Annotated in this window: 17 protein-coding genes and 1 pseudogene; 5 read left to right on the top strand and 13 right to left on the bottom strand. The window is 64.5% G+C overall.

Features of this window, described 5'->3' with window-relative positions:
• Positions 1-40: 40 nt before the first annotated feature.
• Complete coding sequence (locus tag Q390_RS0101650) at positions 41-871, bottom strand: BUD32 family EKC/KEOPS complex subunit (protein ID WP_027994511.1); 831 nt, start codon at positions 869-871, stop codon at positions 41-43.
• Between the two features lie 229 nt (positions 872-1,100).
• Here Q390_RS0101650 and Q390_RS0101645 point away from each other — a divergent pair, with 229 nt between their 5' ends.
• Together Q390_RS0101645 and Q390_RS0101640 are read left to right on the top strand one after the other, a co-directional pair.
• On the top strand, positions 1,101-1,952 hold the full coding sequence (locus Q390_RS0101645) for a YecA/YgfB family protein (RefSeq protein WP_027994510.1): 852 nt from the start codon (positions 1,101-1,103) through the stop codon (positions 1,950-1,952).
• A 104-nt stretch (positions 1,953-2,056) separates the two neighbouring features.
• Entirely contained in the window at positions 2,057-3,544 is a 1,488-nt protein-coding gene (locus tag Q390_RS0101640) for a SulP family inorganic anion transporter (protein WP_027994509.1), read from the top strand.
• Positions 3,545-3,572: 28 nt separating this feature from the next.
• On the opposite strand, the gene Q390_RS20240 is transcribed toward Q390_RS0101640, so the two are convergent.
• The 7 genes and pseudogenes from Q390_RS20240 to thiL form a co-directional block, all read right to left on the bottom strand.
• Positions 3,573-4,607, bottom strand: coding sequence for a diguanylate cyclase domain-containing protein (locus Q390_RS20240; RefSeq protein WP_342666075.1), 1,035 nt, complete (start codon positions 4,605-4,607; stop codon positions 3,573-3,575).
• A gap of 102 nt (positions 4,608-4,709) precedes the next feature.
• Positions 4,710-5,123 (bottom strand): annotated as a pseudogene (locus tag Q390_RS20235) (CinA family protein); the annotation flags it as partial.
• Positions 5,124-5,224: 101 nt separating this feature from the next.
• On the bottom strand, positions 5,225-5,773 hold the full coding sequence (locus Q390_RS0101630) for a phosphatidylglycerophosphatase A family protein (protein ID WP_051602977.1): 549 nt from the start codon (positions 5,771-5,773) through the stop codon (positions 5,225-5,227).
• A 49-nt stretch (positions 5,774-5,822) separates the two neighbouring features.
• Positions 5,823-7,013, bottom strand: a complete 1,191-nt coding sequence (locus Q390_RS0101625; RefSeq protein WP_027994507.1) for an acetate/propionate family kinase — start codon at positions 7,011-7,013, stop codon at positions 5,823-5,825.
• Positions 7,010-7,228: a hypothetical protein gene (locus tag Q390_RS0101620; protein ID WP_027994506.1), complete on the bottom strand. Its 219-nt coding sequence runs from the start codon at positions 7,226-7,228 to the stop codon at positions 7,010-7,012. The genes Q390_RS0101625 and Q390_RS0101620 overlap by 4 nt, the downstream gene beginning before the upstream one ends.
• Positions 7,229-7,255: 27 nt before the next feature.
• On the bottom strand, positions 7,256-9,037 hold the full coding sequence (locus tag Q390_RS17205) for a PHA/PHB synthase family protein (protein WP_084153712.1): 1,782 nt from the start codon (positions 9,035-9,037) through the stop codon (positions 7,256-7,258).
• 125 nt (positions 9,038-9,162) lie between these two features.
• Positions 9,163-10,137, bottom strand: a complete 975-nt coding sequence (thiL, locus tag Q390_RS0101610; protein WP_027994505.1) for a thiamine-phosphate kinase — start codon at positions 10,135-10,137, stop codon at positions 9,163-9,165.
• 187 nt (positions 10,138-10,324) lie between these two features.
• Here thiL and Q390_RS0101605 point away from each other — a divergent pair, with 187 nt between their 5' ends.
• A complete protein-coding gene (locus Q390_RS0101605) occupies positions 10,325-11,224 on the top strand; it encodes a Vpr/Vpx protein (RefSeq protein WP_027994504.1) in 900 nt (299 codons plus the stop codon).
• A 135-nt stretch (positions 11,225-11,359) separates the two neighbouring features.
• On the opposite strand, the gene Q390_RS0101600 is transcribed toward Q390_RS0101605, so the two are convergent.
• The 4 genes from Q390_RS0101600 to apaG form a co-directional block, all read right to left on the bottom strand.
• On the bottom strand, positions 11,360-12,484 hold the full coding sequence (locus Q390_RS0101600; protein WP_027994503.1) for a YbdK family carboxylate-amine ligase: 1,125 nt from the start codon (positions 12,482-12,484) through the stop codon (positions 11,360-11,362).
• Positions 12,474-13,736: a cation:proton antiporter gene (locus tag Q390_RS0101595; protein WP_027994502.1), complete on the bottom strand. Its 1,263-nt coding sequence runs from the start codon at positions 13,734-13,736 to the stop codon at positions 12,474-12,476. The genes Q390_RS0101600 and Q390_RS0101595 overlap by 11 nt, the downstream gene beginning before the upstream one ends.
• Positions 13,737-13,902: 166 nt before the next feature.
• Complete coding sequence (locus tag Q390_RS0101590; RefSeq protein ID WP_027994501.1) at positions 13,903-15,879, bottom strand: site-specific recombinase; 1,977 nt, start codon at positions 15,877-15,879, stop codon at positions 13,903-13,905.
• Positions 15,876-16,283, bottom strand: coding sequence for a Co2+/Mg2+ efflux protein ApaG (gene apaG, locus Q390_RS0101585; protein WP_027994500.1), 408 nt, complete (start codon positions 16,281-16,283; stop codon positions 15,876-15,878). The genes Q390_RS0101590 and apaG overlap by 4 nt, the downstream gene beginning before the upstream one ends.
• A gap of 29 nt (positions 16,284-16,312) precedes the next feature.
• Here apaG and rpe point away from each other — a divergent pair, with 29 nt between their 5' ends.
• Both rpe and gph read left to right on the top strand, forming a co-directional pair.
• Positions 16,313-16,993: a ribulose-phosphate 3-epimerase gene (rpe, locus tag Q390_RS0101580; protein WP_027994499.1), complete on the top strand. Its 681-nt coding sequence runs from the start codon at positions 16,313-16,315 to the stop codon at positions 16,991-16,993.
• Between the two features lie 58 nt (positions 16,994-17,051).
• Complete coding sequence (gph, locus tag Q390_RS0101575; protein WP_027994498.1) at positions 17,052-17,750, top strand: phosphoglycolate phosphatase; 699 nt, start codon at positions 17,052-17,054, stop codon at positions 17,748-17,750.
• A gap of 58 nt (positions 17,751-17,808) precedes the next feature.
• Here gph and Q390_RS0101570 read toward each other — a convergent pair whose 3' ends face one another.
• Positions 17,809-18,309 (bottom strand): low molecular weight protein-tyrosine-phosphatase, encoded by a 501-nt coding sequence (locus Q390_RS0101570; protein ID WP_027994497.1) that lies wholly within the window; start codon positions 18,307-18,309, stop codon positions 17,809-17,811.
• Positions 18,310-18,378: the final 69 nt, after the last annotated feature.

The raw sequence follows: 18,378 nt of genomic DNA, 5'->3' as shown, positions 1-18,378 counted from the left end.
GAAGCGCAAACGCAGCAAGCGTTTGCGGCTGATTTGACCCTCAGCACCGCTGCAGCACATCGTAGGCGGCCCGGGCGCGTTGCAGGTCGCGTCCCAGGCGGCGTGAGGCGGGCAGGTGGCGCACCCAGTCCAGGCGGGCGATGCTGTCGGTCAGTGTGCTTTGCAGGCCCGGGCTGCACTGCACCCGCCAGTCGGCCAGCACGGTGCGGGCGCCTTCGGTGGCGCCGCTGTCCTGCAAATACAGCGCCGTTGAATGCACATAGCACAGGACATCACGCGCCTGGCAATGCACCAGCGGCAGGGTGCGTGTCGGGTCGTCTTCAAAATCGATATAGCCGACCACGCCATCCGGACAGCGCACCAGATTGCGTGCAAAAGCCTGGCTCAAACTGGTGCCGGTGGCGTGGACATGCTGCAGTGCCTGCAGGCCTTGTGCCCACAGCGCCAGCACCGGTGCGCTGCCGTGCGGCACTGCCGACCTGATCTCTTGCGCCAGCGACGGCGTGGGCTGGCCGGGCACGCCCAGGTGGCGCAGCAGCAATCCTTCGGACTGCAGCGCCAGCACGGCGGGCACGCGCAGGCCGCGCGCGGCCAGGTCGTGCAGGCGCCGCGCCTCGGTGGCAATGGCCTGGGCGCCGCCCCGGTTGGGCACCGGGCGCAGCACCGGCAGACGTGCCAGGCGCGCCAGCGTGCCCAGCAGGTGGTAGCGCCACATGCCATGGCGCGGGCCGGCTTTTTTCAGCCACAGCTGTTCCCCCTTCCATGGATAACTGGCCACGTTGGACGGCTGCTGTGCCAAGTGCTGGCGCAGAAAGGCGGCGTAGTCGGATGCGTAGGCGAACACGGGTGCGGTGGGGGGCATCAGGATCATGGTGCCACTGCGCTAGCGCAGCGTGGGGAATGCGGGACAGGAAAGCAGCGTCGGGAACAATCACAGGGCATGGTGGAAAGCCTCCCAAAGCGCCGGGTCAGGGGGAAAAAGGCCGGGGCAGCAAGGCCTGCGGGGCTACACTTGCACGCCGTTCCCGCCCGCCACAGCCGGTTTGTGCTGTGCGCCGCCCGGGCATCATAAAAGCCTTTGACTGACGACTGGAATCCCCATGACTGACCGCACCTCGGATATCCCCGACAGCGCTGACAGCACCGATAGCACCCCCCTGGCGCCCGCTTTGGGCGCCGACCAGCTGGAAGCGCTGGAAGACATCTTGGAAGACCTGCGCACGCGCAGCGAAGAAGTCCCGCAATGGGAGTTTTGCGATGGCTTCCTGACCGCACTGGTATGTTCGCGCCGCGCCATCGCGCCCGGTGAATACCTGCCCATGCTGCTGGGCGACGGCGAGCCGGCCGAAGTGGCTGAGGGCCAGCCCCTGCCCTTGCTGGCGATGTTTGCCGATGCGGCCCAGCAGGCGCAGTTTTTAGAACTGTGGATGCTGCGCTGGAACGAAGTGGTGCAGGCACTGGATACGCCGGTGGAGCGCCTGGACGACGAGCGCACCTTCGAGCCCGAAGTCATGGACATGCGCGGCGCCATCGCCAGCCTGCCCGAAGCAGAACGCGCCGAGATGGCCGGCCAGGACATCCCCTCGTTTGCCCAAGTCTGGGCCTTGGGCTTTATGTTTGCCGTCGAAAACTGGCCCGAAGACTGGGAGCTGCCACGCGACAAGGAAGTCGCCGGCTGGCTGGACGAGGCGCTGGACGCCATCGTCGCCCTGACCGAAGACGACACCGGCAAGCCCGAAGTCTGCATGTACAGCGAAGACGGCGAACCCAGCACCAGCAACGCCCGCGTCGAAGCCTTTGGCGCCGCCATCTGGGCGGTGTACGACTTGCGCCAGCTGTGGAAAAGCCTCGGCCCGCGCATCGAAAGCGTGCGCAAAGCGCCCGCGCCCGGCCGCAACGACCCGTGCAGCTGCGGCAGTGGCAAAAAATACAAGAAGTGCTGCGGCGCTTGAACGTCGATATTTCTGTTTTGATAGCTATCAGCGCTTGCTGTGCGGGCGTTTGAGGCTGATTTGACCGTTTTTTCTCCACGCGCCTTCGGGCGCGTTGTCGTTTTATGAACTCCCCCTTCTTGACCCGTCTGCGCGCTGAATGGGCATCCAGCATTCCGCGCGAACTGCTGGCCGGTGCCGTCGCCACTTTTGCCCTCATCCCCGAGGTGATCGCCTTCTCCTTCGTCGCCGGTGTCGATCCGTCGGTGGGGCTGTTTGCCTCGTTTGTCATCAGCATCGTGATTGCCTTTGCCGGCGCGCGTCCGGCGATGGTGTCGGCTGCGGCCGGTTCGGTGGCGCTGGTCGCCGCGCCGCTGGTGCAGTCGCACGGCTTGGAATATTTGTTCGCCGCCGGGCTGCTGGCGGGCGCGGTGCAGGTGCTGTTTGGTCTGCTGCGCCTGGGGGTACTGGTGCGCTTTGTCTCCAGTTCGGTGCGCACCGGTTTTGTCAACGCGCTGGCGGTGCTGATTTTTTCCGCGCAGCTGCCGCATCTGCGCGGTGCCAGTACCGCCACTTGGGCGATGTTGGCGCTGGGATTGGTGCTGATTTATGGCCTGCCGCGTCTGGGTGCCTGGCTCGGCTGGCGTGCGCTGACGGCGATTCCGTCGCCGCTGATCTGCGTGCTGGCGCTGAGTGCGCTGTCCTTCGCCCTGGGCTTGGCGCTGCCCACGGTGGCCGACTTGGGTCAGTTGCCCGATACGCTGCCGATGTTCGGCTTGCCCGAGGTGCCGCTATCGCTACAGACCCTGCAAATCATTGCCCTTCCTGCCCTGGCGATTGCCATGGTTGGTCTGCTTGAATCGGTGCTCACCGCCGCGGTGATTGATGAGCTGACCGACACCCCGAGCAACAAGAACCGCGAATGCTCCGGCCTGGGACTGGCCAACCTCGCCGCCAGCTGCTTTGGCGGCATTGCCGGCTGCGGCATGATTGGCCAGGCGGTCGGCAACGTGAAATACGGCGGGCGCGGGCGTCTGTCCACGCTGTTTGCCGGTGTGTTTTTGCTGATCCTGATGGTGGCGCTGAAATCCTGGGTGTCGCAGGTGCCGGTGATTGCGCTGGTCGCCATCATGGTGATGGTGTCGGCGGAAACCTTCGACTGGAAGTCGCTGCGCACCGTGGTGCGCCATCCACGCCTGTCCAGCGCCGCCATGTTGGCCACCGTGGTCGTCACCCTCGCCAGCCACAACCTGGCGGCGGGCGTAGCAGTGGGCGTGCTGCTGAGCGGTGTGTTCTTTGCCGTCAAGGTGTCGCAGATGCTGGAGGTGCGTTGCACCGATGACGATGCTGCCGGTACGCGCACCTGGCTGGTCAGCGGTCAGGTGTTCTTTGCCTCGGCCGACGCTTTTGTGGAAGCTTTTGACGTGCTCGGCGCCGAACACCGCCGTGTCACCATCGACGTCTCGCGCGCCCATTTCTGGGACATCACCGCCGTTGGCGCGCTGGACAAAGTGGTGCAACGCCTGCGCCACCACGGCTGCGCGGTGGAGGTGCTGGGCCTGAACGCCGCCAGCGCGGTGTTGCTGGAGCGGACGGGGGCTGGCGCGGGGTGAGGCTGGCGCGGCCCAAGTTCGACAGCGTCTACCGGCCGTGTTTCGTCTCGGTTGTCCCAGCGCCGGTGCTATGGACGCAGACGCGGTTACGGCCGTCTTTTTTGGCCTGGTACATAGCGGCATCGGCTTGGTCAATGATCTGGTTGGGGACGGTGTCGTTGCCGTCAAACAGCACCAGGCCAATGCTGGCCGAGCACCGGTGCTCTACCGTCGTGGGCGGCTGCTGGTGGGCGGGGGTGATGCTGATCTGGTAGGGCTGTGCCAGGCTGGCGCGTATTTTTTCGGCAATGGCGCCAGCTTGCGTGGCGGCCTCGCTGGCTTCGTTGCTGAGGACGCCCAGCAACACCACAAATTCATCACCGCCAAAACGGGCCACGGTGTCGATGGCGCGCACGCAGGTTTTCAAACGCTGCGCCACTTCGATCAGCAGCAGGTCGCCGGCGCCATGGCCGTGCGCGTCGTTGAGGGATTTGAAGTTGTCCAAATCCAGAAACAGCAGGGCGCCCTGGCTGCGCTGGCGCTGGCAGGACAGCAGGGCTTGGGTGAGATGGTCGATCAGCAGGCGGCGGTTGGCCAGTTGGGTCAGGGGGTCGTAGAACGCCAGGTCATGCACCTGGTCCTGCAGCAATTTGCGCTGCGTCGTTTCTCGGGTGATGCCGTGGTAGCCGATGATGGTGCCTTGTGCGTCGCGGTCCGGCTTGGCTACTACTTCGCCCCATATCAGTCGCCCGTCCTTGCAGCGGTGCTGCACTTCAAATATCGAAGAAAGGGTGGTGGTACCGCTCGCTTCTGCCAGCGCGCGGGCTTGAATTTTTTCCTGGACGATAGCAATGCCCTCGTCGGTAAAAATCTCGAAAATGTGCTTTCCCAGCACCTCTTCGGCCTTGAAGCCGCGCAGACGTTCGTCGGCCGGGCTGATGTAGGTGATGCGCAGTTGGCTGTTGGTTTGCCACAGTACGTCCTCTGCGTCTTCGGTCAGCTGGCGGTACAGGGTTTCTTTTTTCTCCAGCGTCCGGATGTGTTCTTCCAGCAGCCGTTGCAGCGTCTGGTTCTGCTCTTTCAGATGCTCTAGCGTATGGGTCAGGATCTGCGTTGGGGTCTGCGTTGGGGTCTGGGTCGCTGGGGTGCTTTGGCCCCGGGTTTTGGCTGCGGGTGGTTGTTGTACCAGCCACCCGGTCAGCTGCGCCAGCGCGTGGTGCAGCGTGGCGCGCCGCACGGCGGTGCGGTCGCCGGCAAAGTGCAGCACTTGGCTGTGGGTTTGCCCGGCGACGCACCAGCCAAACCACACCGTGCCGACGGGTTTGTCGGCGCTGCCACCCGTGGGGCCAGCGATGCCGGTGACGGCGAGGCTGACCTGGGCGTGGGCGTGGGCCAGCGCGCCTTCGGCCATGGCGCGGACTACCGGCTCGCTGACGGCGCCGTGTGCGTCGATCAGTGCCGCCGGCACCCCCAGCAGCTCGGTCTTGGCGGCGTTGGAGTAGCTGACCCAGCCGCGCTCAAACCATTGGCTGGAGCCGGCCCGTTCGGTGCAGGCCGCGGCGATCAGGCCACCGGTGCAGCTTTCGGCGGTGGTCAGCATCCAGCCGTGCGCCAGCAGCCGCGCTGAAATTTGAGTCAAATCGGCCTCAAGCCCTTGTGGAATAAGCGCTGACAGCTCATTTTTTGAGGGTGAGGGCGGCGTCACCAGAAGAACCTCCAGACAGCGATCACCAGCAAGGCGCAGAAGGCGGCGACAAAGTCATCAAACAAAATGCCCCAACCGCCGCGCCAGCCAAAGCCCTTGAAGACGCCGTCGGCCCAGCCGACCGGGCCGGGCTTGGCGGCGTCAAAAAAGCGGAACAGCGCAAAGGCGATGAGCTGGCCCCAAAAACCCATCGGCATGGCCAGCCACAGCACCAGCCAGAAGGCGACGATTTCGTCCCAGACGATGGGGCCGGGGTCGGAGACGCGCATGTGTTGCGCGGTGACGGTGCAGGCCCACCAGCCGCCCAGGGTGCTCAGGACAATCACCACGCCGATGCGCAGCGGGTCCAGGTGCTGCAGCAGCAACACGTACGACAGCCAGCCCCACAGCGTGCCGACGGTGCCGGGCGCGATGCGGCTCAGGCCACTGCCAAAGCCCAAGGCGATGCAGTGGGCCGGATGCAAGAGTAAAAAGCGCACGCCGGGACGTGTGATGGGCGGTGCGGTTGAGTGCTGCGTGGGCGCGGCGGCAGAGGGGCTGTGCATGGCGCGAATTCTAGGAGGTGCTGGCGCGCGCCGTGTCGTCCCTGGTCGGCTATGGCGTGCTCAGCAGGACGTGGGCGTGGCTGGCGGCCATCCATTCTTCGTTGGTGGGCTCCACCGCCACGGCAACGCGGCTCTCGCTGCGGCTGATCAGCAGGGCGTGGCGGGTGTTGGCATCGGGCTCGAGCGCCACGCCCAAGTAGGCCACATCTTGACAGACACGCGCGCGGATAACGGCGTTGTGTTCGCCAACGCCGGCGGTGAACACCAGCAGGTCAAGCCCGCCCAGCACTGCGACCAGCGCGCCGATCTCGCGCACGATGCGGCGCACGTACAGCGCCAGCGCGGCTTGCACGCGGGCGTTTTGCGCCTCCAGCGGCAGCAGCTCGCGCGGGTCGGACGATACGCCGGAGAGGCCGAGCAGCCCCGACTGGTGGTACAGCAGTTGGCCCACTTTGGCGAGCGAGAGTTTTTCGACTTCCATCAGGTACAGCAGCGCGCCGGGGTCGAGGGCGCCGCAGCGCGTGCCCATCATCAGACCGTCCAGCGCGGAAAACCCCATGGTGGTGGCGACGCTTTTGAGCCTCTCCAGGGCGCACAGGCTGGCACCGCTGCCCAGGTGGGCGACGAGCGTGCGCCCGCGTGCGCCGTTGCCGTAACGCTCGGCCAGCGCCACCGACAGGTATTCGTACGACAGGCCATGAAAGCCGTAGCGGCGCAGGCCGCGCTCCCAGGCATCCCAGGACAGCGGCAGCATTTTTTCGACGTCGGCCAGGGTGTGGTGAAAGGCGGTGTCAAAGCACGCTACCTGCGGTAGTTCGGGATTGCTTTGTAGCAGCGCGGCAATGGCTTCGAGGGCAAACGGCTGGTGCAGCGGCGCCAGGGGGATGTAGGTTTGCAGGTCAGCCAGCACCGCCGCATCGACGCGCACCGGGTCGGCGTATTTGGCGCCGCCGTGCACCACGCGGTGCGCTACGGCGCTGAGGTGGTGTCCCCCCTGCGCCAAGCGCGCCAGCACCCGTGCGCGAATGTGCTGCAGCGCGGCGTGGTAAGGGTGCACCGCGTCCAGCACCACCAGGCCAGGGGGCACGCCGGTTTCGCCAAAGGTCGGGGCAGGGCCAGTGATGCCGTCCACCTTGCCGTTCCACAGCGGCTGGCGCGGCAGCGGCTGCACCCCGGTGTCAAACAGTGCGAACTTGATGCTGGACGAGCCACAGTTGAGAACCAGGATCAGATCGCTCATGGCGGCGAGGCCTGGTCGTGCTGTGCCAGCAGCACCGCCACGGCGCACGAAGGCCCTCTGACCATGCGCACCCGCCCCAGGGGGCGCACAGGGGTTAGCAGGCGCTGCAGACCGTTGTTACCAGGGGGCACGCGCACTTTGGCAGGGTGGCACACGCTGGCGAGGTCGTTGTCCGCCGCGTCGTGGTGCAGGGAAGGGCGTGGTGTCTCGGGCATGGCAACTCCGGTGGGAAGGACAGGGGGTTATGGGGCGTGTACGTAGCTGCCCGGCGCTGCTGCCAGTGGGGGGTAGTCGGGCGCGCCCAGGGCCGGTGGTGCCACCTGTGGCCCCGAGTGCGCCTGTAGCCACGCCGCCCAGGCTGGCCACCAGGAGTCCGGCGTCTGCGGCGCGCTCGCCAGCCATGCTTCGGGCGCAGGGGTGGCGCCGTGCGCGGGGCGGGTCTGCAGTTGGTAGTGGCGGTGCGGGTTGCCGGGCGGGTTGACGACCCCGGCGTTGTGCCCGCCGCTGGTGAGCACGAAGGTGATTTCTGCCGGGCTGAACTGGTGCAGCTGATAGACCGAGTGCCAGGGGGCCACATGGTCGGTGACGGTGCCGACCATGAAGGTGGGCAGCTGCAGATCGCCCAGCGACACGGGTTTGCCGTGGACGTGGTAATGGCCCTGGCTCAGCTCGTTGTGCAAAAACAGCCGGCGCAGGTACTGCGAGTGCATCCGGGCCGGCATGCGCGTGGCGTCGGCGTTCCAGGCCATCAGGTCGTTCATGGTCGGGCGCTCGCCCAGCAGATATTCATTGACCAGGCGCGACCACAGCAGATCATACGAGCGCAGCATCTGAAAGGCGCCCGCCATCTGGCTGGCCTTGAGGTAGCCGGTGTGGTTCATTTGCGCTTCTAGCCAGCGCAGCTGATCGTCATCGATGAACAGGCTCAGTTCCCCCGGCGCGGTGAAGTCGGTCTGTGTGGCCAGCAGCGTCAGCGAGGCCAGGCGCTCGTCGCCGTCGCGCGCCATGGCGGCGGCGGCCATGGCCAGCAGCGTGCCGCCCAGGCAGTAGCCGACAGCATGGGTTTTTTGCTGCGGCACGATGGCATGGACGGCGTCGAGCGCGGCACCCAAACCGTGTTGCAGGTAGTCCTCCATGCCCAGGTGGCGGTCGTGTGCCACGGGGTTTTTCCACGAGATGCAAAACACCGTATGGCCTTGGTCTCGCAGGTAGCGGATCAGCGAGTTGTGCGGCGACAGGTCCAGGATGTAGTACTTCATGATCCATGCCGGCACGATCAGGATCGGCTCGGGATGTACCTGGGCGGTGCTCGGGGCGTACTGGATCAGTTCCATCAGGCGGTTTTTCAGCACCACCTGGCCGGGGGTGATGGCGACGTCCCGCCCGACGCGGTAGTTTTCACTGCCTGCCGGAGGCGTGTGGCTGAGCTGGCGCTGTAGATTGTCCCAGGCGTGCAGGGCGCCGCGCAGCAGATTGGCGCCGCCTTGCTCCAGGGTGCGGTGCAGCACCACCGGGTTGGTCAGCCACTGGTTGCCGGGGGAAAAAACGTCCAAGTATTGCTGCGCGGCAAAGGCCACCAGGTCTTGGTGGTGCTTATCGACCCCCGGCACGCCGTGTGTGGCGGCCTCCCACCACTGGGTGGTCAGCAGAAATGACTGGTGCAGCAGGTTGAACGGCCACTGCTGCCATTCGGGGGCGACAAAACGCCGGTCGTTGATCGGCGGTATCACGCCATGGCGCGCTTGCTTGTTCGGCCCCGCCTCGATCCGCTCCTGGACATAGCGCACCATCTCGCTGACCTGGTGTTGGGCCAGCCAGGTCAGTTCGATGCTTTTGGCCGGTGCCAGCGCTAGGTGCAGTGCCCAGTCGAGGCCGGCTTTCAGGCCGGGCGGTGTCGGCAGGGGCGCGCGTGGATGCGGATGCGGATGCGATGGCGCAGCAGGCGGATGCGGCGCCGGGTGTCGGGGCACCACGGTCAGGTGGGTCGGGCTGCGGGGCTCGTGGGGGCTGGGAGCGTTGGGCATGGTGTCAGTCCTGCGGTGGTGGCGTGAACACGTTCTTGCAGACCATGCTAGTGAGAATGCCGCAGAGAATCTGTTCTTGTTTGTGCGCACGTTCTGCACAGGCGTGCCGGGCGCAGCGGCCCGTGTCAGGCGAAATGGTCGAACGAGGCGTAGCGCTGCGTTACCGCCCGACCCTGCGCATCGATCAGTCGCAGCCCGGGCGCCGCTTCAATGCGGCCGATGCACGTCACGGGCGTGGCGCTGGTCCGTGCGGCAGCGGCCACGGCACTGCGCTGCTGTGGCGCAGCGGTGAAGAGCAGTTCGTAGTCGTCGCCACCGGCCAGCGTGCACTGCTGCAGCAATTCGGTGTCAAATTGGCCTATAGCGCTTATAGGATATGCGCCTGCAGCTATTAAATTAATAGTTTTGGAGGTGTCGATACAGGCCCCCACGCCCGAGGCGCGCAGCAGGTGGCCGAGGTCACCGAGCAGGCCGTCGCTGATATCCATCGCGCTGTGTGCCACGCCGCGCAGCGCCAGGCCCAGGGCGACGCGCGGTGTCGGTGCTTCCAGACGCAGGCGTGCGGCGGCCAGGGTGTCTGGTGCCAGCGTGATGTGCCCTTGCAAGGCTTCCAGCGCCAGGCGCGCATCACCGAGCGTGCCGCTGACATAGAGGTCGTCACCGACGCGCGCGCCACTGCGCAGCAGGGCTTGGCCGGGCGGCACTTCGCCGAACACGGTGATACAGATATTCAGGGGCCCTTGCGTGGTGTCGCCGCCGACCAGCTCGCAGCCGTGCGCATCGGCCAGCGCCAGTAGCCCGCGCGCAAAGGGCTCCAGCCACAGCGCATCGACGTGCGGCAGGGCCAGTGCCAGCGTGAACGCCAGCGGCCGCGCGCCGCAGGCGGCCAGATCGGACAGGTTCACGGCCAGCGCCTTGTGGCCCAGGCGTTCGGCGTCGGTATCGGCAAAAAAATGCCGTCCCTCGACCAGCATGTCGCTCGATACCGCCAGTTGCATTCCAAGCTGAGGTGCCAGCAGCGCGCAGTCGTCGCCCACGCCCAGAGCAGCGCGCTGCACTGGGCGCGTGAAGTAACGTGCAATCAGATCAAATTCACCCATGTGGGCGATTGTGGCCTTTGCCCATGCCGCACTGCGGCGACCCGTTTGAGAAGCGTGCTTTAACGCAGATGAAACTGGCGTAACACTGCTGTACAACGGTATCCATCGCTTCAATTGAAGACCCTGGGCCGGTACATTCCAAGGCGGATGTCCCTCTTTCAATTCGACCCCTGCGCAAAGGAAAGAAATGAGAATTTTTGACAAACTGGCTGTCAGGATCCACAAAAAACTGTTCAACCAGGCGGCACGCCGGGTGTTGCAGACCCCGCCGGTCCAAATGGACAAAAGCTCCGGTTTGGCGGTCTTGAGCCAGACCTACGACGCCGACATCTACCTGTATTTGGTCGCTGCCAAGACATTTGCCAAATACATCCACCCTGAAATATTCATCGTAGTGGATGACAGCCTGTCGGCCAGCAATAAAGAACTGATCGTCAAGCATCTGGTCAATGTGCGGTTCCTGCCACGCAAGCGGGTGCCCAATGCCTATTGCCCATCAGGCGGAACCTGGGAGCGCATCCTGAGCATTGCCGATGCCTCCAAGGACTATTACGTGGTGCAGCTGGACTCGGACACGGTCACGGTGCGCAACCCCGAGATGGTGCTCGAGGCGCTGGCCCGCAACATTTCTTTCACCCTCTCTACCCATATGGGCCGCCATTTCATCTCTGCGGAGCAGGCCCGTACCCAGGCGCTGACCTTTGAAAGCCAGCATGTTCAGGTGCTGGCTGAACGTGCGCTGTACAGCGTGCCCGAGCTGTCCGACAAGCAGTACATCCGGGGCTGCTCCGGTTTCGCCGGGTTTGCGCGCGGCTCCCTGTCACGCGAGGCGGTGGAGCATTTCTCGCGCCTCATGGCGGCACAACTGGGCCAAGCGTGCTGGGCCAGCTGGGGCACAGAACAGTTCACCTCCAATTACTTCGTTGCCAATACAGCCAGTGCACAGCCGCTGCCTTTTGAGCAATATCCTTATTGGGCGCCACAGATGGATTTGGACCAGGCGCGTCTGGTGCACTTCATTGGCGATAACCGCTTCACCAGTTCTCAGTATGCGCAGGTGGCGACTAAAGCCATTCACATGCTTTAACAGCTGATGGCTGCTCGTGGAACGAATGCGCATGTTTTATGACGCCGTCCCACGCTGCGTACTTGGGCAGGGCCAGAGCCGGTGCTATGGCCACGCGTTCAGAAGATAGGGGCGCTTAGAGGCAGCACGCACCGCTCACGTCGGCGTGCCGCGAAAACGCAGCGCGGCTTGGCGGCTGACTTCGGCCAGCAATTGTTCTTCGCGTTGGCGCTCGCGCAGCCAGCGCGCGTCGTTCTGGCCGGCGTGGGCTTCACTGCGCAGCAGGTGCAGCGCGCCCGAGGCGCCGTGCTGCGCCGCGTGTCCGGCAATCTGGTCCATGGTGCGCATGATGTGCTCGCGCAGCGGCATGTGGTTGCCGGTGGCCGGATCGACATAGACCGCTTCCATGCCAAAGCGGCAGGCCTGAAAGCGGTTGTAGGTGTAGACGAGGTAATCGTCTTCTTGCGGCACAAACGGCTGTTCGGCCATGAACCAGGCCCCCAGCGACTGCACAAAGCCGGCCAGCGCGGCGGCGCGTTCGATGGTCAGCGGCGTGTCAAAAACCCGGATTTCGATGGTGCCAAACTCGGGCTTGGGGCGGATGTCCCAGTAAAAATCCTTCATGCTCTTGACCACGCCGGTGTGCGTCATCTTGTCGAAGTACTTTTCAAACTCGGTCCACTTCAGCACGCAGGGCGCGCGCCCGGACAGTGGAAAGGCAAACACCGAATTGAGCCGCGCCGAGTCAAATGCCGTGTCGTGCCCCTGCACATACGGGCTGGACGCTGACAGCGCGATGAAGTGCGGGATGTAGCGCGACATGCGGTGCAGCATCAGCAGCGCCGAGTCGGCATCCGGGCAGCCGATGTGCACGTGCTGGCCAAAAATGGTGAACTGCTTGGACAGGTAGCCGTACAGCTGCGACAGCTCCTGAAAGCGCGGCTTGTCGTAAATGCGCCGCTCGTGCCACTGCTGGAACGGGTGTGTGCCGCCGCCGACCACGGCAATGTTGAGCTTGTCGGCGCTGCGCACCAAGGCATCACGAATGGGGGTGAGTTGCCCCAGCACTTCGCTCGACGAGCGGCAGATGTCCGTCGAGATTTCAATCATGCTGTTGGTCATCTCGGGCACCACGCTGCCGACCAGCGGGTTCTTGAGCATCAGTCGCAGCATGTCTTCGGCGTAGGGCGCCAAGTCGTAGTCGTGGGTGTTGACCAGTTGCAATTCCAACTCAACGCCCAGCGTCAGCGGTTCGGATTTGTTAAAAGATTCAAGACTCACGGCTGTCTCCTGTGCCATTGTTGTGGGTGGTCAGAGGCGCCCAGGGTTTGGAGCTTTCGCCGGCGCGGTAAATGGCCACGGTGGCAATCACCGCGCCCAGCACCTCCATCAGCAAAATCGCCGGCAGTGCGACCCGCGCTATCAGGTGGCCGGTGGACGGCGAGGCGACGACAAACTGCGAGGCCAGCAGCAGCGCAATCGACGACATCGGCGTCATTGCTGCGCCGACCCACAGCGCCTGGCGCCAGCTGGCGCCACTGCCGACATTGCCCAGCCCGACGCCGATCACCTTGGCCAGCAGGCGCACGATGATCAGCGCCAGCACCACGCCGGCCACCGGGCCGCTCCAGTCGGCCTGCGCGGCCACGGTGGACACCAGCACGAACATCAGCATGGTCAGCAGCGAAGACGCCGTGCCCAGCTGGCGCGGCCAGGCCCACGGGCGCGGGTTGAGTTGTTTGAGCAACATGCCGCCGAGCAGCGCCGCCAGCGGCGCCGAGCCGCCCAAGTGCGCGGCCACAGCAGTGCCGGCGGCAATCAGCGCCAGCAGCAGGATGGAAGTGTTCTCGCTGGTCGGGGTCATGAAGCGCAGGGCAAAGCGCAGCGCCATCGACAGCAGCGCCGCCACGACAATCGACACGCCCAGCACCACCATCACCGGGTAGGCGGTATCCAGCAGAGTGAGTGAGGGTCGGTTGATGACTTCGGCCTGCGCGCTGCCCAGCGTCAGCGCGTACAGCGTCGAGAGCGTGGCCAGCACAATGGCGCGCTCGGTCACCGGACCGGCAGCGCGGGTGTCGTTGACCACGCGTGTCAGCACGGCGGGCGAAGCTGCCAGCGCCACCACCGCCAGCGGGCCGGCGGCGCGTTCGGGCACTTGGAGCCAGAGCAGAACCCAGTAGACGGCAAAAAATGTCAGCGCCGACTCGGCCACGCTTTGCACCAGCACCATCGGGTTGTGGCGGAACCAGCGTAGCGGAATGCGTGCCCCGCATTCAAACAGCACCAGCGAGATACCCAGTTCCAGCAGAAACAGGCCAATGCCCTGCAGCGGCCACAGTGCGCCACTGAAGCCGGCCAGACCGGCGACAGTGCCGACCAGCGAATAGCCCACCACCTTGGGCAAGCCGATGTGGCGCTGGCACAAATAACCGGCCATGGTCGCGGCGGCCAGCAGCAGCGACCACTGCACCGTCGGTAGTCCGGCCGAGGGGCGCAGCCACTGCGCCCAGAAGGTCAGGATTTCATTCATGTGATTGCATCCTTGTTATGTCAACGGACCAAAGTCCGCAGGAGAAAAAAAGGCCGCTTGGTGAGCGCTGCCTGTGCCGTGCCCTAGCGCGGCGCGAGGGTTTGAATTTACCGTCTGTTGCATCTACGGTATGTAGGACAGTGGGGTACAGCCCGCATTTTTACGCTCAGGCCACTTGCCGCCCTGGCAGGAAAAACTCCCGTGGTACCGAGCGTAAACGTGCCAGGATGGCCGCGTAAATGCGTGCGCGCTCGACACCCGTGACGTTTTGCGCACGCAGCGCCACCAGAAACGCCAGATAGAAACTCACGCCCACGTTCAGTGCGCCCAGCAGCGGAATGGTTGCCACTGCCCACCAGAAAGCGCTCTGGTGGATCACTTCGCTCCCCAGGCTGGCACCAGCAACCCCCAGCTGGCCGGCAGACAGTGTGACATGTCGCACTTCCAGCCCCAGGCCAAAGAAGGCGGCAAAGGCCGGCACCAGTCCCAACATGAAGCCGAGTGAGATGTTGGCTGCCAGCCCCGACAGGTTGTGGCGTAAGAAGTGGGCCCAGCGCTGCGCCCGTGTGGCACCCAAAAAGGCAGTGATGCGCGGGTTGTAACGCAGCGCCGAATCCAGCCGGTGCAGCACAAACCAGTTTTCCGTCCAGCCGGCAATGATGCTGGAGGCAAACAGCAGCACCCCGGTGAAGGCCGCAAACAGCAGCGAGGGCCCGAGCAGGTGCAGTGAGTCGAGCACCTGCAGGGCATGGGCTTCGTCCAGCACCGGTACCTCGGTGGCCCAGCCCCACAGCCACGCCAGCCCCAGCGCGGCCGGGAACACCACCAGCACATTGCCCAGCACCGCCGCCACCTGCGAGCGCACCAGATAGGTCACCTTGTCGACAAATTCCTCAACACCGGCGACGTTGTCCATTTCTTTCAGCTTGGCGGCCATGGCCGGTGCCGTCATGGCCGGCTGTTTGGTGGCCACGGTGAAGTGCAGCATCTGGACCAGTACAAAGCTGATGGCGTAGTTGATGCCGGCCAGAAAGCCGCCCCAAAACGCCGACAGCGCCAGCGCATACAGGGCAAATTTGATCAGCGTGGTGAACGCCATCACCGCACCGCCGCCGGCGGCGTTGCCGACCATGGCGAAGTATTCACTGCGCGTGCGCGTGATGTAGTGCTCGCCAGTTTCGGCGTTGCGCTCGGCCACCTTGGCGGCCAGCAGCGAGGTGTTGCTCGACAGCAGGGCGCGGATGCTGCGCCGTTCCTGTCCGACTTGCACTAGGTGCGCCAGCAGGCGCGCCGCGCTCAGGTGGGGGGTGGGCGAGAGCACGCAGTCGAGCAGCTCGCGCACCCGCAGGATGCGCGTGCGCAGCTGGCGCAGGCGAAATACCAGGCCGACCGAGATGCCGTTGTCCTCAAAGTGCAAATACACGCTGGCGGCGGCGCTGCGGCAGGCTTCCAGCCGGGTGCGCAGGCGCTGCGCGGTTTCTTCCAGCCGGTCCGTGGTGCGCAGGCTGTGCAGCACTTCAATGCGCAGGCTTTCGACGTCGCGGATCAGTGCATGGAACGGCTGCGCCTCGCGCGCCGCATCGCTCATGCGCAGGCGCAGTTCGGGGGCAAAGCCGGTCGACAAAATCTGCCCGGCGCAGTAGGTGATGGCGTCGAGCAGGGTTTTTTGCCAGCGCGTGCCGTGGGCGTCTTCGGGGGCCAGCACGGCCACCCAGCGGTGGAGCAGGTCTTCGGGCAAGGCGATCAGCCACTGCGCATCAAAAGCGTAGGGCAGCGCCAGCGTGAACAGCTCGGACGCCTCCAGCGTCTCCGGGGTGCTGGGCAGCAGCTTGCGGCGCAGGCGCTCGGTCAGTTCGCTGAACAGGCCGGTGCGCGGCGCAAAACCAAAGTCGGCCAGCAAGGGGGTGATATCTACCGTATTGACCAGTGCCGCCCACCAGTCCTGCAGGCGCTGGCGCGTTTCCGGATCAGCCTCCACTGCTTCGAGCAGCTGTTGCACCCGGGCCACGCTGGCCGGCACGGAGTCGCCGCCACCGCGCACCCAATCGAGCAGCGCAATCAGCCACAAATGGCGTTCGGCCACGCCGGCCTGGGCATCGATCTGGGTCAGCAGATGCGTCAGCTCACTGCCCGCGCGCCTCAATGCAGCACCCTGGGGCCCAGGGGCTGCTCGGGGGCGCTGGGGTCTTGCGCTTCCAGGATGAACAGCGGGATGGTGCTGGTAAAGGGCGTGCCGTCTTCCGCCATGCAGAAATAACTGCCGTGCATGGTGCCGCTGGGCGTGTGCAGCTGGCAGCCGCTGGAATATTGGAAAGATTCGCCCGGTTTGAGCAAGGGCTGCTGCCCGACCACGCCCAGGCCCTTGACTTCTTCGGTATGGCCGTTGGAGTCGCTGATGACCCAATGGCGCGAGATCACCTGGGCCGGCATGTCGCCGGCGTTGGTGATGGTGATGGTGTAGGCAAAGCGGAACACATGGGCCGACACATGCGAGTGTTCCGGCAGGTATTGGGGCTGTACTTCGACGTCAAACTGGTACTTTGGCATGGGCGGATGGTAACTGCGACAATGCCGCCATGAGCCGAACCTACCGAATCGCCCCCTCTATCTTGTCCGCCGATTTCGCCCGTCTGGGCGAAGAAGTGCGCAGTGTCATTGATGCTGGCGCCGACTGGATCCACTTTGACGTGATGGACAACCATTACGTACCCAACCTGACCTTTGGCCCGATGGTCTGCCAGGCCTTGAAGCCACATGCCGTCACCGCGGCTGGCGTGGCGGTACCGATTGACGTGCATTTGATGGTGCAGCCGGTTGATACGCTGGCGGCGGCTTTTGCCCAGGCCGGCGCTGACTACATCAGCTTTCATCCCGATGCCGCGCAGCATGTCCACCGCAGCATCCAGGCGATTGCCGCGCAGGGCGTTAAGCCCGGTCTGGTGTTCAACCCGGCCGCGTCGCTGGATGTGCTGGACTGGGTGATCGACGATATCGACCTGATTTTGATCATGAGCGTCAACCCCGGCTTTGGCGGCCAGAGCTTTATCGACTCGGCCTTGCGCAAGATCGAGGCGGTGCGCAAGCGCATTGACGCCTGCGGCAAAGACATTCGCCTCGAAGTCGATGGCGGCATCAAAGAAAACAATATTCGCCATGCTGCCGATGCCGGCGCCGACACTTTTGTCGCCGGCAGTGCGATTTTTGGCAAACCGTCCTACCAGGGTGTGATCGACACCATGCGCAGCGCGCTGGCTTGATAATTTTTCTTTCTTTTTCCCAGGCCCGATACGGGCCTTTTTTTATGGGCCTTTTTTCATGATTTCTTTGCCCCTTGACTGTACGGCGCTGGACGCCGCCATCATTGACCTCGACGGCACGATGGTGGACACCATGGGCGACTTTGCCCAGGCGCTGAACCACATGCTGGACGACTTGGCCTTGCCGCACATTGCTGCGCCAGCGATTGCACACATGGTCGGCAAAGGCTCAGAACATTTGCTGCATTTAGTGCTCAATCATGCTCTAGCCCAAGCAGGGAAAGCGCTATCAGCTATTGAAATTGAAGCGCTCCATGCCCGCGCCTGGCCCCGCTACCAGCAGCACTATCTGCGCATCAACGGCCAGTTCGCCAGCGTCTATGCCGGTGTGCCCGAAGGCTTGCAGGCGCTGCGCAGTGCTGGCCTGCGCCTGGCGTGCCTGACCAACAAGCCGCTGTCCTTTGCCCTGCCGCTGCTGCGCGCCAAAGGGCTGGATGGGTTTTTTGAGCACATTTTTGGCGGTGACAGTTTCGAGAAGAAAAAGCCCGATCCGTTGCCGCTGCGCAAAACCTGCGCAGCGCTGGGCAGCACGCCAGCGCGCACGCTGATGGTCGGTGACTCCAGCAACGACGCCCAGGCCGCGCGGGCTGCGGGTTGCCCGGTGGTGCTGACCACCTACGGCTATAACCACGGTCAGCCGGTGCGCGCGGTGGATGCCGATGGCTGGGTCGATTCGCTGGCGGATCTGCTGTCCTAAAAAGCGCTAAAAAGGCCTGAAAATGGTTAAAAAAGTAGTCAAAATGGCCGCTAGTCCTTTAGGAGCGTGCGGTTGTAGCTATCAAATTTAACTGCTGCTGCACATGGGCGAGCAGGCCATCACAGGCGTCTTCAATCAACGCCAGCACCTGCTCAAAGCCCTGTGCATTGCTGTAATACGGGTCCGGCACCGCCGCGCTGTGCGGGTGCAGGCAGAACTCGGTCAAGCGGCGCACGCGCTGTTGCAGCGGGGGCGGGCAGCGGCGGCGCAGATGGCTCTCATTGTTCTCGTCCATCGCCAGCAGCAGATCAAACAGCTCAAAGTCGCTGGCGACGACCGGGCGGGAACGCAGGTCGCTCAAGTCGTAACCGTGCTGGCGCGCGCAGGCCTGCGCCCGGGCATCGGCGCGTTCGCCCTTGGTGGCGTGCGTGCCGGCGCTGTCGATGCGCACCTGAGCGGCCAGCCCGGCGCTGGCCACGCGCTGGCGAAACACACCGTGTGCGCTGGGGCTGCGGCACAGGTTGCCCATGCAGACAAAGACGACAGAAAACAGTTTCATGTCTCGCTCCTGGCTGCGCTGTTGCAACTTTGCGTTGACGGTGGAAGGCGAAATCGCCTACAACCGGCG

It is taken from the genome of Simplicispira psychrophila DSM 11588 (assembly GCF_000688255.1).
Taxonomy (GTDB): Bacteria; Pseudomonadota; Gammaproteobacteria; order Burkholderiales; family Burkholderiaceae_C; genus Simplicispira; species Simplicispira psychrophila.
Note: the sequence above shows the minus strand (reverse complement) of the source record. Positions and strands in the feature narration are given on the sequence as shown.